Source organism: Acinetobacter thutiue, from assembly GCF_030385805.1.
GTDB lineage: Bacteria > Pseudomonadota > Gammaproteobacteria > Pseudomonadales > Moraxellaceae > Acinetobacter > Acinetobacter corruptisaponis.
In genome coordinates this window covers 298,347-313,721 of record NZ_JAUDZE010000003.1, presented here as the reverse complement: position 1 = coordinate 313,721, position 15,375 = coordinate 298,347, and the positions used below count along the sequence as shown (strand labels likewise).

11 protein-coding genes and 1 tRNA gene are annotated in these 15,375 nt (G+C 42.4%); 7 read left to right on the top strand and 5 right to left on the bottom strand.

The features are described from left to right. Nucleotides 1–11 precede the first annotated feature (11 nt). Nucleotides 12–3,038: a site-specific DNA-methyltransferase gene (locus QTA56_RS10205; RefSeq protein WP_267980845.1), complete on the top strand. Its 3,027-nt coding sequence runs from the start codon at nucleotides 12–14 to the stop codon at nucleotides 3,036–3,038. Between the two features lie 9 nt (nucleotides 3,039–3,047). Continuing rightward, nucleotides 3,048–5,924, top strand: a complete 2,877-nt coding sequence (locus QTA56_RS10200) for a BPTD_3080 family restriction endonuclease (RefSeq protein WP_267980844.1) — start codon at nucleotides 3,048–3,050, stop codon at nucleotides 5,922–5,924. Between the two features lie 68 nt (nucleotides 5,925–5,992). Here QTA56_RS10200 and QTA56_RS10195 read toward each other — a convergent pair whose 3' ends face one another. Together QTA56_RS10195 and QTA56_RS10190 are read right to left on the bottom strand one after the other, a co-directional pair. Further along, nucleotides 5,993–7,165 carry a tyrosine-type recombinase/integrase gene (locus tag QTA56_RS10195; RefSeq protein ID WP_267980843.1) on the bottom strand — a complete coding sequence of 391 codons (1,173 nt, stop codon included), beginning with the start codon at nucleotides 7,163–7,165 and terminating at the stop codon, nucleotides 5,993–5,995. 183 nt (nucleotides 7,166–7,348) lie between these two features. Continuing rightward, a tRNA-Ser gene (locus QTA56_RS10190) sits at nucleotides 7,349–7,438 on the bottom strand. A gap of 120 nt (nucleotides 7,439–7,558) precedes the next feature. Between QTA56_RS10190 and QTA56_RS10185 the strand changes: the two genes are divergently transcribed. From QTA56_RS10185 to QTA56_RS10175, 3 genes are all read left to right on the top strand, one after another. Then, nucleotides 7,559–9,439 (top strand): potassium transporter Kup, encoded by a 1,881-nt coding sequence (locus tag QTA56_RS10185; RefSeq protein WP_267980842.1) that lies wholly within the window; start codon nucleotides 7,559–7,561, stop codon nucleotides 9,437–9,439. A 159-nt stretch (nucleotides 9,440–9,598) separates the two neighbouring features. Then, nucleotides 9,599–10,672 (top strand): DNA/RNA non-specific endonuclease, encoded by a 1,074-nt coding sequence (locus QTA56_RS10180; RefSeq protein ID WP_267980841.1) that lies wholly within the window; start codon nucleotides 9,599–9,601, stop codon nucleotides 10,670–10,672. A 70-nt stretch (nucleotides 10,673–10,742) separates the two neighbouring features. Continuing rightward, nucleotides 10,743–10,985: a hypothetical protein gene (locus QTA56_RS10175; RefSeq protein WP_267980840.1), complete on the top strand. Its 243-nt coding sequence runs from the start codon at nucleotides 10,743–10,745 to the stop codon at nucleotides 10,983–10,985. 39 nt (nucleotides 10,986–11,024) lie between these two features. On the opposite strand, the gene QTA56_RS10170 is transcribed toward QTA56_RS10175, so the two are convergent. Continuing rightward, a complete protein-coding gene (locus QTA56_RS10170) occupies nucleotides 11,025–12,032 on the bottom strand; it encodes an AraC family transcriptional regulator (RefSeq protein ID WP_267980839.1) in 1,008 nt (335 codons plus the stop codon). A 117-nt stretch (nucleotides 12,033–12,149) separates the two neighbouring features. Here QTA56_RS10170 and QTA56_RS10165 point away from each other — a divergent pair, with 117 nt between their 5' ends. After that, complete coding sequence (locus QTA56_RS10165) at nucleotides 12,150–12,794, top strand: sterol desaturase family protein (protein ID WP_267980838.1); 645 nt, start codon at nucleotides 12,150–12,152, stop codon at nucleotides 12,792–12,794. A gap of 247 nt (nucleotides 12,795–13,041) precedes the next feature. On the opposite strand, the gene QTA56_RS10160 is transcribed toward QTA56_RS10165, so the two are convergent. Continuing rightward, nucleotides 13,042–13,488: a hypothetical protein gene (locus QTA56_RS10160; RefSeq protein WP_267980837.1), complete on the bottom strand. Its 447-nt coding sequence runs from the start codon at nucleotides 13,486–13,488 to the stop codon at nucleotides 13,042–13,044. Between the two features lie 60 nt (nucleotides 13,489–13,548). Further along, entirely contained in the window at nucleotides 13,549–14,307 is a 759-nt protein-coding gene (gene hisF / locus QTA56_RS10155; protein ID WP_267980836.1) for an imidazole glycerol phosphate synthase subunit HisF, read from the bottom strand. A gap of 111 nt (nucleotides 14,308–14,418) precedes the next feature. On the opposite strand from hisF, the gene QTA56_RS10150 reads away from it, so the two are divergent. Then, nucleotides 14,419–15,369, top strand: coding sequence for a homoserine kinase (locus QTA56_RS10150; protein ID WP_267980835.1), 951 nt, complete (start codon nucleotides 14,419–14,421; stop codon nucleotides 15,367–15,369). The last annotated feature ends 6 nt before the right edge of the window (nucleotides 15,370–15,375 follow it).

Here is a 15,375-nt window from a genome sequence, read left to right as displayed (position 1 = left end):
AAAGGGTATTTATGAGTAGTGATAGCTTTGAGTTAGTAGAACCTGCACTTCCTGAAGGTGAAAAAAAAACTCGTAAGAAAAGTATGCCAAAACCACAGCAAAATAAAAATGCGGAATTGGGCGTAGAAATCCTTTCATATCGCCATTTAGATAGGCGAGTCAATAATCCAGAAGTGGGTATGGTGACGCCATTTACAGACCCAGATGCAGGGAAAACTCGTTGGAAATACGATCCTCACATTGATCCATCTTTACAATTCGATTCGCAACGTGCGTGGACTGAAAATTTAATTGATGATGCTTTAGCTTCTAACGATCTCGAACAAATGAAGCAAGCTTTAGAAGCACTCAAAAAAGCACAATCACCCTATCTAAATTGGGCTGGAAAAGCAGAACACACTAGTTTTGAGATCGATACTGTAAGTTTGCATGTGCATGAACGTGTAGACCCTGCCAGTATTTTAGCTGCTGTGCGTAGGCGCATGGGTAAAGATGAAGTAAGTAAAGGAAAAATTAGAGCATTACAGCCAGGGCTTTTCGATGCACCTTTTGAGAATTTACCACTACGTGATGCTTTAGATTTTTATAAGCATGAAAAAGGATGGTCAAACCGTTTAATTGCAGGTGATAGCTTACTTGTAATGAATAGTCTTCTACAAAAGGAGAGCATGGCAGGTAAGGTTCAGATGGTATATTTTGATCCACCGTATGGCATTAAGTACGGTTCTAACTTTCAGCCATTTGTAAATAAAAAAGATGTGAAAGATAAAAGTGACAATGACCTAACTCAAGAACCAGAGATGCTGAAAGCATTTCGAGATACTTGGGAATTAGGTATTCATTCGTATCTCACATATATGAGAGATAGACTATTATTGGCTAAAGATTTACTCAATGACACGGGTAGTATATTTGTACAGATTTCAGATGAGAATATCCATCATTTAAGAGAAATATTGGATGATGTATTTGGAATAGAAAATTTCATTATTCAAATAGCATATGCAACTACAAGTGGTTTCGAAACAAATAGTCTTTCTCGAGCAGGTGATTATATTGTTTGGTATGCAAAAGATAAGAAAAAAATGAAGTTTAAAAATTTATATAAGGAAAAAATTTTCGGAGGGGAAGGCAGTTCTGCATATAAAAATATTAAGATTGATAAAGATGAACCTATCTCGATAGCACAGTGGGAAAAAATTAGTAAAACTAAATTTGACTACAAAACTAATACCTTTCCAATTTTTGCAATAGGAGATTTAACAAGTCAGAACCCTGCTAAAGAAGATCAAACATTTGAAGTCCATGGTATAAAATTTAAACCAGGGGTTAGTAATCATTGGAAAGCTAACTATCCTATTGGAATGAATAGATTGTTAAAAGCTAATCGAATAGGAAAAACTAAATCAAGTATTGGTTATATAAGATATTTTAATGATTTTCCTGTTCAGCCATTAAATAATTTTTGGTTTGATACTTTGGGACAGAATCAATTAGGTGGAAGTAAAGTCTACGTTGTACAAACAGCCTTAACTGTTATTCAACGTTGTTTACTTATGACTACAGATCCAGGAGATCTTGTTTTGGATCCTACATGTGGTTCTGGATCAACTGCGGTAGTAGCGGAAAAATGGGGACGTCGTTGGATTACATGTGATACGTCACGTATTGCGATTACTTTAGCAAAGCAGCGTTTAATGACATCGAGCTTTGACTACTATGAGCTTAAATACTCTAATGAGGGTTTAAAAGGTGGTTTCTTTTATGAAACTGTTCCTCACATTACTTTAAAATCTATCGCTAATAACCCAGATATCGATCAAATCTATGACCGATTACATCCAAAAATTGAAGAAGCTTTAACACAGCTAAATAAAGAGTTGATTGCTCAACCGCCTGCATCTTTTAAAATAACTGAAGGTGGTCGTAAAGGTGAATCTTTAGACTTTTCTAAAAAAGGTGAATTCTTGGAATGGGAAGTGCCTTTTGATGCACCTGATGATTGGAATGATGCGCAAGTCAAAGCGTTAGAAGCATTCCATGAGGCTCGTATCGCTATGCAAAAGCAAATGGATGAAGCGATTGCAGCACATGCTGACCAAGAAATTTTATATGACAAACCGATCATCAATAAAAATCGGCTAAGAATTAGCGGACCATTTACCGTAGAAGCAGTGCCTTTCCCTTCTGTAAAATCTTTAGATGAAGCTGAAGCTTTAGATGAAGCAGATGCAAGTATTGCTCGTACAGGTGAGTCAGGTCGTAAACACGATTGGATGGCGGAACTAGCAAAAACAGGCATTCGTGGTCCAAGTGGTCAGATGATTAATTTCACTGACTTGGAGCTAATTCCTTACGATAAAGATATGCAGAATATCCATACGATTGGTCATATAGAAAATGGTGATCGCGTCGTGGTAAGTTTTGGTCCTGAACATGCAGCCTTAGAACAAAGACAAGTTGCAAATGCTATGAATGAAGCGGGTAATCTGTTCCCATTACCTAAGATGATCGTATTTTGTGCATTTACATTTGACCCAGAAGCCGCAAAAGATATTGATGCGATTAAGGGGATTACTGCACTTAAAGCACAAATGAATACGGACTTACTCACCGAGGACTTAAAGAAAGCACGTTCAAGCAACCAAAGTTTCTGGTTGATGGGGCAGCCTGATGTCGAAGTTCATAAACTTAAAGATGGTAAGTATCAGGTTGAAGTACTTGGATTTGATTACTTTGATACGGTCAAGGGTGAATTAATTTCTGGTGGTAAATCCAAGATTGCGATGTGGAGTTTGGATACCGACTATGATGAGCGTAGTTTATTCCCACATCAAGTTTTCTTCCCAATAGCAGGTAAAGGCGAAGGGTGGGAAAAGCTGAAGAAAAATATTCGTGCTGAATTGGATGAGACTCAATTAGATAAATTCCACGGAACTAAAAGCTTGCCTTTTGAAGCAGGTGACAATAAAAAGATTGCGGTCAAAATTATTGATGACCGAGGCATTGAATCACTCAAAGTCATGAACTTGGATTAAGGTGGCAAGATGTCTCAAAACTCATTAATTATTAGTTCACCTTTTGAATGCCCAACCCATCACTGGCAACGTAATCCTCAGAACAGTCAACTCGTTTTGCAGGAAGGACGTCGTTCGGCAAGCTATGAAATTTTTGATACACGAAGTAATACACTTCAAACAAAGGAACTAGATTTAGTAAATCGCATACGCCAACGAGTCAATGAATGGCGTGAAGCTGATTATCCTGGTGTCACTGCGATTACTCGTCAATTGTTAACTCATTGGTACGATAAGGAAACTGCAAGGCCGTATGAGTTTTACTTCTGTCAAATAGAAGCCATTGAAACGCTGATTTGGTATGTAGAGGCAACTCCTGAGTTTAAACAAGGTATCGCTATTCCTAGTGATGGCGGGGCTTGGGAACGGCTGTGTAATAAAATGGCCACAGGCTCAGGTAAGACCACTGTAATGTCGATGATTATTACATGGCAGGTCCTTAATGCGATTACATATCCTAAACGGCATAAAGACTTTTCTAAGGCGATTTTTATTGTTGCGCCTGGTTTAACAGTCAAAGAGCGTTTGCAGATTTTGATGCCTGGTCATCCACAGAATTACTATGATGACTTTTCTTTATGTCCAAATGAAGTGCTTCGCCAAAAGTTAAATCAGGCTGAGATTCTGATTGAGAATTGGCATTCACTGATGCCACAAAAAGAACCTGAGAGATCTGTTGTTAAGAAGGGTAAGGAAAGTGATAAAGCCTATGTTAGACGTGTTTTAGGCTCATTATCAAATCACAAAAACATTGTCATCATTAATGACGAGGCACACCATGCTTATCGTAAGCCTGCTGAAGTAAAAATCAGTAAAAAAGATGCTGAAGAATTTGGGATTGATTTAGATGAAGCAACACGTTGGGTTGAAGGTCTAGATCGTATTCACAAAGTAAAGGGCATCATTCGTTGTTTTGATTTATCTGCAACTCCATTTGCGCCAACAGGTAAGAAAACAACAGAAGGTGCTTTATTCGAATGGGTGATTTCTGACTTTGGATTATACGATGCAATTGAAGCTGGATTGGTAAAAACTCCGCGTATTGTCGTGCGTGACAGTGCCTTACCAAGTACAAAAGACCTGAAACCGAAGCTTTACCATTTATACCGTGAAGATGAAGTCAGAGAAGACTTAAATCGTAAAGCTGATCCTCATGAAGCATTACCACAAATTGTTCAGCAGGCATATACGCTTCTAGGAGCAGATTGGCGAGAAGCAATGAAAGCTTGGGAACAAGCAGGAATGACTTCTCCACCAGTCATGCTCACTGTATGTAATAGAACGGAGACAGCGGCACGTATTGAATATTACTTTAATAAAGGTGATGCACTTTGGGGCGAGTTACAGGCTCCAGAGCGCACTTTACGTGTGGATTCCAAAGTATTGGATAAAGCTGAAAAAGGAGAAAAGGGAGACTCTGATGTAGCTTATGAAGCACGCCTTAAAGATATCGTTGAGTCAATAAAGTTACCTCAAGACAAAAAGCACGAATTACTTGCACTTAAAAAAGAAGACCTATTACGAGCAATTGTAGACAATGTGGGTAAACGAGGAACAGCAGGTCAGAACCTCCAAAATGTAATTTCTGTCGCAATGCTGTCAGAAGGATGGGATGCAAAAAATGTCACTCATATTATGGGGTTACGTGCTTTCTCAAGTCAGTTGCTGTGTGAGCAGGTGATTGGACGTGGTCTCCGACGTGTGGGTTATGATACTCAACCCGTTGAATGCCCAGATGGTGTTGTACGTGAGCTATTTGCACCTGAATATGTGAATATTTTTGGTGTACCTCTATCGATTTTCCAAGATGTCGGTGAAGGTGGAACTAATCCTCAGCCTCCTAAGCCAACAACCCAGATTTCAACAATTGCTGAACGCTCTTCATTTGAAATATCTTGGGCAAATGTACTTAGAGTTGAAAGTGTTTTAAAAGAGAAACTTGTTGTGGATTGGGACAAAGTCCCTAGCATTAAACTAGATCCAAGTGAAATACATGTTTCGGCAGACTTAGCACCAGCCTTGGGGGGGGCTACAGATTTATCTAAGGCAGTAGGCATTGATCTGGAATTATTGCCCGAAGAATTTCGTATGCAAAAACTTTTGTTCATTGCCGCACGTAAGGCATTCGAAACTGTTGAACAAGGGTATACAGGCAGTAAGGAAATCTTAATTCAGCAATTAATTCGCTTATCTGAGGAGTTTTTAAAATCAGTTAAGATTGATATCCCTTCTTTGTTTCATCAAGAACCTCTCAAAAAGCGGATTTTAATTGCACTCTCTATGGACAAGGTTGTACAGCATTTAGTGACGTACGTTCATCAGGCAAACGTCACTGTTTTAGAGCCAATTTTTGATATAGATAAACCAATTGGTTCTACTACTGAAATGAGAACTTGGTATACAACAAGATTGTGTCAGCCTACGGAATACTCCCAAATCAGTCATGTTGTAGCCGATGGGTCATGGGAAGCTTATGCTGCTAATGTTTTGGAAAAGTTTGGCAGGGACAAAGTCATTTCATCTTACGCAAAGAATGATCATTTAGGTTTCAATATCTATTACATGTGGAATGGTAGTAAAAGAAAATACGTTCCAGATTTTTTGATTCGATTAGCAAATGGAAAATCATTAGTGCTTGAAATTAAAGGGCAGGATAGCGATCAAAATAAGGCTAAACGTATTGCTTTAGATATGTGGGTTAAGGCGGTGAATCAAAAAGGAGGGTTTGGAACTTGGTGCTGGGATGTAGTGAAAGAGGAACCTTCATACATGCATGATGTAATTGTGGCACATGCAAAATCTACTCACTATTCCAAGCCAATTGGTGAGCTATCTTTAGATTTGTAAAATTAGAAAGGGAGGTTTTACCTCCCTTTCTATTCAAGGTTTGATCAGATAGTTCTTTGATTAGGAAATCAAAGAACTTTGTTCCGTAAACTATCAATAAAATCAGACCATTCCTGCATCATCCTTATACGGTAGTCTAGGTGTTGGGCATGGTTATAAGCCTGAGAAACTGCATTGCCTACCCGATGAGCTAGCTGAATCTCAATGGCATCGTGCATATAGCCTTGCTCATGTAAGGTTGTAGAAGCAAGTCCACGGAAACCATGACCCGTCATTTTACCGTTATAACCCATTGTACGGATAACACAGAGCAGAGCATTGCTACTCATAGGTTTGGCTATACTGTGATTATAAAAAACATATTGTTTGTTGCCTGTGAGAGGTCGTAGTTTCTCAATTAGCTCAAGTGCCTGTCTAGACAATGGAACGATGTGGGGTTGTGCCATTTTCATTTTTTCGGCAGGAATGCGCCATAATTTTGTTTCAAAATTAATTTCATCCCATTCCATCATTCTAAGTTCAGCAGTTCGTACAAAAGTTAAGGTCATCAGCTGAATGGCTGTTTTAATCATTGGATTACCATGATAGCGGTCCATTCGCTCAAGAAATGGCGGAAATTCGGAAATGTCCAAACGTGCCATATGCTTTACCTTACGAGGTTTCAAAGCTTCTTGTAAGTGAGGCGTTGGGTCATTTTCTATGAGGCCTTTACGAATCGCAAAGCGGAAAATTCTGCCAGCTAGAGGTATTGAACGTTTCGCCATTTCCTGTGCACCACGCTCTTCAATTTTTTTTGCACAGGCAAGCACATCTTTACCCTTGATTTGATCAATAGGCATATCACCTAAAGCAGGAAAAAGGTCTTTTTCAAATACAGATAAATCACGTAGGTAAGTAGTTTCTTTAATAACGGCTTTCCGATCCTCCATCCATTCCATAGCAAGTGATTTGAAAAGAGTACTTTCATCCATTTGCTGTAGGCGTTGGTTCTTTACGGCATTGGGATCGATATTATTGTAAAGCTGAATACGTGCTTCATCACGAGCACGGCGAGCTTGAGCAAGCGATATTTCTGGATAGCTTCCAATGGTTAAAGTGCTTTCACGACCATTGTACCGATATTTTAAACGCCAGAATCTTCCACCCGATGGAGTGACCTCTAAATACAGTCCTTTTTCATCTGAATAACGTTTTTTCTTATCAAGTGGCTTTATCTTTCTAACTTGAGCATCCGTCAGCATTTTGAGCGATATCCGTACAGATTGGGGGACGATTATTTACATCTAATTTTTGTCCCCCAATTATCCCCCACAATAAGGGGGATTGCAACGGATGGGGTGGGATTGTGTGAAGCAATAAAAAAGGCTTAAACTATTGCAGTTTAAGCCTTTTTGGATTTTGCGGAACATCACAGGAATGTATCTTGGCGGTGAGAGAGGGATTCGAACCCTCGATACGCGCAAACGTATACACACTTTCCAGGCGTGCTCCTTCAGCCACTCGGACACCTCACCAAGGTGTGCGATAGTAACCAAAAAAAAGCGAGCTGCCAAGTTGTTACAGCATAGATTTGCAGAAAAACTTTTTGGCTAGTGATAATATTGCGCTATAACGCTCTATATTGAAGACAATATATGCAAAGTACTGCAAAAAAAGCCGCATTGCCTGCGATGACGCTGGCAGCCTTAGGGGTCGTATTTGGAGATATTGGAACGAGTCCGCTTTATGCAATACGGCAATGTTTTGTTACAGGGCATGTTGCGATTAATGAATCCACCATTCTGGGAATCCTCTCCCTGATTTTCTGGTGCATGAACCTCACCATTAGCTTCAAGTATGTATCGATGATTATGCGTGCGGACAACAATGGTGAGGGCGGGATCATGTCGCTTCTGGCACTGAATCTCCGCTCTACTGTGTTTACCGATAAAAATAAGATATTTCTGATTGCACTCGGCTTTATTGGCGCATCACTGTTTTTTGGGGATGGCATTATCACCCCAGCAATTTCTGTCCTGTCTGCTATTGAAGGCCTAAGTTTGGTCACGCCAGCTTTGGACCAATGGCTGGTGCCAATTGCACTGGGAATTTTAACCACCTTGTTTCTGGTTCAGCGTCACGGAACTGCCACCATGGGCAAGTTCTTCGGGCCTATCACCCTGTTGTGGTTTATTTCCATTGGCCTGATTGGATTATGGAGCATCATCCAGACCCCTTATGTGCTGATGATGGTCAATCCCTATTGGGCGATTCATTTCGTGGTTGACCAGCCTGTGATTGCGTTCATTACCATGGGTGCGGTGATTCTGACCATGACAGGTGGTGAGGCACTGTATGCCGATATGGGGCATTTTGGACGCCTGCCGATTAAACTGGCGTGGTTTATTGTGGTGTTGCCTTGCTTATTGCTCAATTATGCAGGACAGGGTGCTTTGCTGTTGCGCGACATCAAGGCCATTGAAAACCCATTTTATTTACTGGTGCCTGAATGGGCGTTGTTCCCGATGATTGGGCTGGCAACTGCGGCAGCGGTCATTGCTTCACAGGCGGTGATTACAGGCGTATTTTCCATGGCGAATCAGGCAATGCAATTACGTTATTTACCCCGTTTGGCGGTTTACCATACTTCGGATGTAGAGCAAGGACAGATTTATTTACCTTTTATTAATTGGGTTCTTTATATTTCAGTGGTGATTTTGATTTTACTGTTTGAAAGCAGTGCGGAACTGGCCAGTGCCTACGGTGTTGCAGTGACCATGACCATGCTGTGCGGTACTATCCTGATCTCCACCCTAGCCTATGGTGTATGGCGTTGGCCGTTGTGGAAAGTGGCGATATTCGCAGTGCCTTTCCTGATCATTGACCTGGTTTTTGTGGGTTCGACCTCATTAAAAATTCTCTCAGGTGGATGGGTGCCAATCCTGATCGGTGTAGTGGTGTACACTATATTGATGACCTGGAAACGTGGACGGGAAATTGTATACACCCGTATGGAAACCAATGCTTTGCCAATTGAGTTATTCATTAAGAGTATTGGCATGAGCAAGGAAACCCATTTTGTGCCAGGTGAGGCGATTTTCCTGACAGGCACACCGAATATTGTTCCCCATGCCATGCTGCATAACATCAAGCACAACAAGGTGCTGCATGAACGTAATGTGATGGTGACAGTATATACTCAGGACATTCCCTATGTGGCGGCAGAGGATCGTTTAAAGGTTGAAAAACTGGATGACCATTTCTATCGCATCTTTATGTATTACGGTTTCAAGGACCAGCCAAATATTCCGAATGCACTGGAACAGGCTTATCAGCAACTTGGCTTTGAGTTTGATATGATGCAGATGAGCTTCTTTATTTCACGCGACCGCATTGTGCATACCGTGGGTGATGGCATGTCGCCGTGGCGTGAGAAGCTATTTATTTCAATGCAGCGTAATACCAGTCCTGTGAGTGACTTCTACCAGATTCCAACCAACCGTGTGGTGGAGTTGGGGAGTCAAATCGAGATCTAGTGAAAATACAAATAAAATGGCACTTTCGAGTGCCTTTTTTATTGCCTGCTGATCAAGTGAACAGTTTTGCGACATAAAGTGTCGTTCTAAGCGGTAACGCAATATACAGCATGCTCCTGAATTGTTAAGCTTCGCGTTCATGTTGATCTTGATGTGGTTATGGCAAAGAAAACAACCAAAAAGGCTAAAACTCAAGCTAATTTTTTAAGCCAAAATATTGGAAAGATTCTGCTCGCCCTAGTTGCAACGGGAAGTTTTGCAATCGCATTTGGTAGTGAAAAAATTGCCAAACTTCTTCCTATCTCAAGCGGCAACAGTGGATGCCTAAAACAGTTCTACCGTGATGTGCCACCTATACTCAACAGGGAAAGTCTGAAAAAAGACAGTTATGCGCTGTGCTTTAATGACTTTAACGTGATGTATTCGGGGGTCTCTAAAACCCCGTTGTGGTCAGCCGAGTATCTGACACCTGAGCGTTTAAGCATCAAGATCAAGCGTGAAGACAATTTTCATGAGGAAACACGGCTACAGCAGGCGCATCGTGCATTGCTGACAGACTACCGTGGTTCAGGCTATGACCGTGGACACATGGCGCCAAATGGCGATATGGGCAATACGGCTGCCCAGTTTGACAGTTTCTCCCTGGCAAATATTGTGCCGCAGGCACCCAAGAACAATCAGGAAGTCTGGCGCAAGCTGGAGGAAGCCGTGCGCGCGATTGTGACCAAACAACATAGGGATGCCTATATTGTCACGGGACCTGTGTTTGAGGGAAAACGACTCAAAACCATTGGACAGGGCGTGATTGTGCCGACAGCCGTGTATAAGGCAGTGTATCTGCCCAAACAGGGCATTAGCGGTGCCTATTATGCGCCCAATAATGATTCTCAGCAGGTTAAGGTCGTCAGTATCTGTTATGTGGAAGAGAAGCTAGGCATTAATTTATTCCCGCAACTGACCGAGCAGCAGAAGCGTAACATCTATCAATTGCCAGTATCGGCACAACAGGTCAAGGCCAACAAGGACATCAGCTATTCACACTGGGATGGGCAAAGTCAGTGTGCGGAAGAGGTGGACACTGCCAGCATTCAGGCTCAACAGAAGCAGTTTGCTTCAGGGCAAACCCAGGCCGCTGAAAGTAAGTTTCCACAAATTGATGAGGAAACCAAGCAGGCCCTGATCAAGCAGTTGGTGGACATGCTGGTGCAGTATTTTTTACAATTGTTGAGATAATGTAGAGCATCTTGCAAATTATCTATGTTTAGCTCAGTGTGATGAAAAGAGAATAATAATGGGGAAAAAGATGTTTAAGCCTTTTGTGGATGGAAATGAGTCTTCGGCAATTTATGACCTGACCCTGGAAAATCAGGTTGATTGTGTGAGTCTATATGGCAACCTACAGATCACCAAAGATCAAGAGGGATTAAAAACAGCCAAGGCCCTGCAAGACTTTATTAATGCGGTGGTGGTAGCCTTGGAACAGGAAAATCTCCCTGAGAAAATTCAGCGCCAACCTGAACAGGAAATCGAAAATCCATTTCTATAAAAAATGCTTTAAGAAACCATTGTTTCCTTATCAACTTGATTAAGAACTATAAATGGTATTGTTCTTCCGCCACTGTTGTGGGGTTAAACCAGTCCAAAGCTTAAATGCCCGCTGAAAAGCGCTTTGTTCTGAATAGCAAAGCAGCAGGGCAATCTCCTGTAAACTCAGGTGTGGGTCTTTTAGATATTCAGTTGCCAGCATAAAGCGAACTTCCTGTACCCGTTCCTGAAAAGTGGCATTTTGCTGTTGCAGGTGGCGTTGAAGCTGCCGAACCGAAACTCCCAGTTTCTCTGCAATAAAGTCGATCTGGTATTGGTTCTTTTGCAGGCCTGTCAAAATGGCGTGCTGCAAGCGTTGGTCGAGTTGGGTCGAGTTGGGTAACTTGTCCAGAAGTGCCTGTGCCTGCTGTAAGAGTAGTTGCTGTAAGGTGTGGTCTCCAGTCCTCAGTGGCTTAAATGCCTCAGCCACAGGTAAAATCAGTTGGGTTCTCGGCTGGTCAAAGCGCACACGGCACTGAAAATATTGCTCATAAACCGAAATATTCTTTGGTGCGGAATTTAAAAAATGGACTTCATGCAGGTTGATGCCCTCACCCGACATAAACAGTTTAAGAAACTGTATCATCAAGGCAATTGCAATTTCATCGGTCAGCTGGGTTGGATTTGGTTCGGGTGCTTCCCAGCGAATGGAGACATAAGGGTGGTTAAATTCGACCAATAGTGGGCTGCCATCATAAATAAGACGGTGAAAGTCCTGATAGCGTGCCATGGCCTCACCCAGGTTTTCACAGGACAGAGCTAGGTAGGCGATAATTCCCAAATGCTTGGGCTGGACATATGCGGCAATTTCCAGTCCCAAACCTGTCCTTGGATGGAGACGGTTTAAGTCTTCAAGCAGGTCGCGCCAGATCACGTAGTCAAAGCGTTCCAGGTTTTGAACCTGTTGTAATTGTTCAGGAATCGCGAGGCCCTTTGCCTCACAGTATGCCTTTAACAGGTGCCCTAAACCACCATAAACCGAGCCAGTGTAGTTTTTGAGTTGAGACATCCTGTCTGTTCCTCATCTTGTCGTGTTTTGTCAATACAAATATAGCGTATCGTCAATACTTCGCCTACAAAAATTTATATCTTTAATAAAAATAAGGAAACATTAGGAGACAGCTCCATGTTAAAAGGTTTTGTTGCAGGTTTGGTTATTGCAAATGGTTTTGAATGGTTTGCCCATAAATATCTATTACATGGGGTTCACCGTAAAGGCAAGCCACGTTTTAGCCCAACGCCAAAACAGATGGAATCCCACTGGGCACACCATCGTGAAGTGCGCAAGCAGGGATTTTCTGATGACTGTTATGTTGAGGGCTTGGACAACTGGCGTACACGCAACGAATTGATGGCATTGGCCGCGGTTGCAACCGTGTCCAGCGCGGCGGCCTATCCATTTTCAAAGGGTTTGGCATTGTCATTCTGGTATAGTGCGGGCAACTATTTCTACGTACATCGCCGTTCTCATTTAGAGCCAGAATGGGCAAAGAAACGTATTCCTTGGCATTATGACCATCACATGAACTCAAACCAGGATGCCAACTGGGGGGTTACACGTCCGTGGTTTGACTACATCATGGGAACTCGTGTGGTGTCATCGGCGGACTTAAAGGAGGCCAATCCACTTGGTCTGCCATTGCCAGAGTCTATTTCCAAGGTTTTAGGTAACGCAATTGAATCTGTTTTTCCAGCAAAATGGGTGGAGCATAAGCCAAAGCTGGTGCAGCCTGTGGTTGCTGAAGAAGAGCAAAAAGAATCGGTGGCTTAACACCAGATTGACAACTGCTAAAGAGACGTTGCCATTTTGACATTTATAACTACAGGACAGGAGGGCTTGTCGTGAATTGTCAATAAAATTTGGTTTTAATGTCAATATTTTTATGTGCTATCCCGTTATCTTAGCTCAGGCATTGAAAGTGCTCGGAATTTATTCAAAATAGCTATATTTTCTTTTACCCTCTAGCGTTGAATAAACGCATTTTTCCATACCTTGCTTAGGCAAGGTATTTTTTTGTCTATTGATTTTGTAGCTTTAGATCAGTGAGTACATAATACCCATCGCTATCTTTAAACTTAGGTGAATATTGAAAACAGATTTTCTGTTGTGGCTGTAAAGATCTAATCTGAGGCAAACGTCGTGCTAAATGACGGTTATAGGCAAAAGCAAAGATCTCTCCTGTTTCTGTTTTAAATTCATAAAGGGATTGTTTGTAACTTCCTGATTTTGCATGATGCTCTATGAAATTTTCTTGCGAAAAAATCCCACATTTATGCTGTTGAATAGAAGAATTTACCGCTAAATAATCATTTATTCTGTAAATAGATAAATGTGAAATTAAAACTATAGGGAGTAAAAACAAACAAACCAGTGTTTTTATCACATTTGATTGTTGCCGCTTTGCCCAAAAGAACATCAAAGCTGCAATACTAAATAAAATAACCCAAACGAAAGTTTCATTCATATTTTTATTCTTTTAAAAATTAAGGCGTAACCGAAAAACCAGCTACGCCTGTGATGTGGCTTATAACCGCATTTCAATGCCTTGTTCAGCCAGATATTGTTTGGCTTCTGGAATGGTGTGCTGACCAAAATGAAAAATAGATGCTGCTAATACGGCATCCGCACCACCTTTTAAAATTCCATCCGCTAAATGCTGTAGGTTTCCCACACCACCTGAAGCAATGGTTGGAATGCTGACACGGTCGTTGATCTGACGCATCAGGGCAATGTCATAACCTGCTTTGGTGCCATCGGCATCCATACTGGTTACCAACAGTTCACCAGCGCCGAAGTCCGCCATTTTGACAGCCCATTCAATCGCATCAATCCCAGTCGGTTTACGTCCACCGTGGGTAAAGATTTCCCACTTATTCTCACCTGTTTTCTTGGCATCAATCGCAACCACGATACATTGCGCACCAAAACGCTGTGAAGCCTCCTGCACAAATTCAGGGGTAAACACCGCAGCCGAGTTGATGCTGACCTTGTCCGCACCTGCATTCAGCAATAAACGGATGTCTTCAACCTTACGCACGCCACCGCCCACAGTTAAAGGCACGAAAACGCTTTCCGCCATACGCTCCACCGTACGGTAGGTGGTGTCCCGTCCATGATGGGTGGCGGTAATATCTAAAAAGGTAATTTCATCGGCGCCCTGTTCGTTGTAGCGACGCGCAACCTCAACAGGGTCGCCTGCGTCACGAATATCAAGGAATTGAACGCCTTTAACGACTCGGCCATTATCAACATCCAAACAAGGGATAATACGTTTTGCGAGCATAAAATTTTCCAAAAAATCGCCAAGAGAGAAAGGAGACCGACTCTGGTGCTACACCTTCATGGAGGGAACGGGTATTCTATCAAAATCAGAGTGATATTTTGCAGGTTTTCCATGTCGGTTTATACCCCGTTGAGTTTAGAAGACGTTCAGGCATTTGCCGAGCCTTATGGTTTGGCGGTGATTGACCTGATTCCAATCCAGGGTGGTATTCAAAACACCAACTTTTTTTTGGTGGATCAAGCACAGCAGCAATATGTTTTGACGGTTTTTGAGGAACTGGATGCTGAGGGTGCGGGGGAACTGGTGCCCGTGCTGGACTGTTTGGGGCAGGCAGGCGTACCTGTCGCAGTGCCATTGAAACATCATGGTCAGGCCATCCATAGCATTGCAGGTAAGCCCGCCCAGATTGCACCGCGCTTAATGGGGGCGCATCCAGAGCAGGCCAGCATTGAGCAGGTGCGGGCGATTGCACAGGCACAGGCTAAACTACATTTGGCGTTGCAGGACTTTCCCCTACAGCGTGATTTTAACCGTAACCATCAGTATTGGTCTGATGTGGCTGAGCAGCTAAAGCCAAAAATGAATGTGGAAGATCAGGATGTGTTGGCGCAGGTTTTTCAACAATTTGCACAGATCACACAACAGCATCCAGATCGTCCATCAGGCTTTATCCATTCAGACTTGTTTCGGGATAACACCCTGTTTGAGGGCAGTCAACTCAACGGTATCCTCGATTTCTATGAACTCAATCAGGATGAATGGCTGTTTGATATCGCCATTAGCATCAATGATTTCTGTACCAGTTATCCGCAGGTACATCTTAATCAGGACAAGGTTGATGCCTTTCTGGCTGCCTATCAAACCATTCGGATGCTGACCAGCGATGAGCAGGCCTGTCTGGACATTTTCCTGGCAATGGCGGCCTGCCGTTTCTGGAGTATGCGTTTACAGGTGGCCCAGAAAAATGCCGAACAGGGGCGCACAGGGGAGGATATTTTGCAAAAAGACCCACTGGAAATGCGCATGATGTTACAAGACCGTTTACAACGAATCAAAGCTTAGGGAACA

Coding starts and splice junctions, on each gene's coding strand:
- QTA56_RS10150 (WP_267980835.1), top strand. CDS start 14,419: ATGTCGGTTTATACCCCGTTGAGTTTAGAAGACGTTCAGGCATTTGCC.
- QTA56_RS10175 (WP_267980840.1), top strand. CDS start 10,743: ATGTTTAAGCCTTTTGTGGATGGAAATGAGTCTTCGGCAATTTATGAC.
- QTA56_RS10195 (WP_267980843.1), bottom strand. CDS start 7,165: ATGCTGACGGATGCTCAAGTTAGAAAGATAAAGCCACTTGATAAGAAA.
- QTA56_RS10205 (WP_267980845.1), top strand. CDS start 12: ATGAGTAGTGATAGCTTTGAGTTAGTAGAACCTGCACTTCCTGAAGGT.
- QTA56_RS10200 (WP_267980844.1), top strand. CDS start 3,048: ATGTCTCAAAACTCATTAATTATTAGTTCACCTTTTGAATGCCCAACC.
- QTA56_RS10160 (WP_267980837.1), bottom strand. CDS start 13,488: ATGAATGAAACTTTCGTTTGGGTTATTTTATTTAGTATTGCAGCTTTG.
- QTA56_RS10185 (WP_267980842.1), top strand. CDS start 7,559: ATGCAAAGTACTGCAAAAAAAGCCGCATTGCCTGCGATGACGCTGGCA.
- QTA56_RS10180 (WP_267980841.1), top strand. CDS start 9,599: ATGGCAAAGAAAACAACCAAAAAGGCTAAAACTCAAGCTAATTTTTTA.
- QTA56_RS10165 (WP_267980838.1), top strand. CDS start 12,150: ATGTTAAAAGGTTTTGTTGCAGGTTTGGTTATTGCAAATGGTTTTGAA.
- hisF (WP_267980836.1), bottom strand. CDS start 14,307: ATGCTCGCAAAACGTATTATCCCTTGTTTGGATGTTGATAATGGCCGA.
- QTA56_RS10170 (WP_267980839.1), bottom strand. CDS start 12,032: ATGTCTCAACTCAAAAACTACACTGGCTCGGTTTATGGTGGTTTAGGG.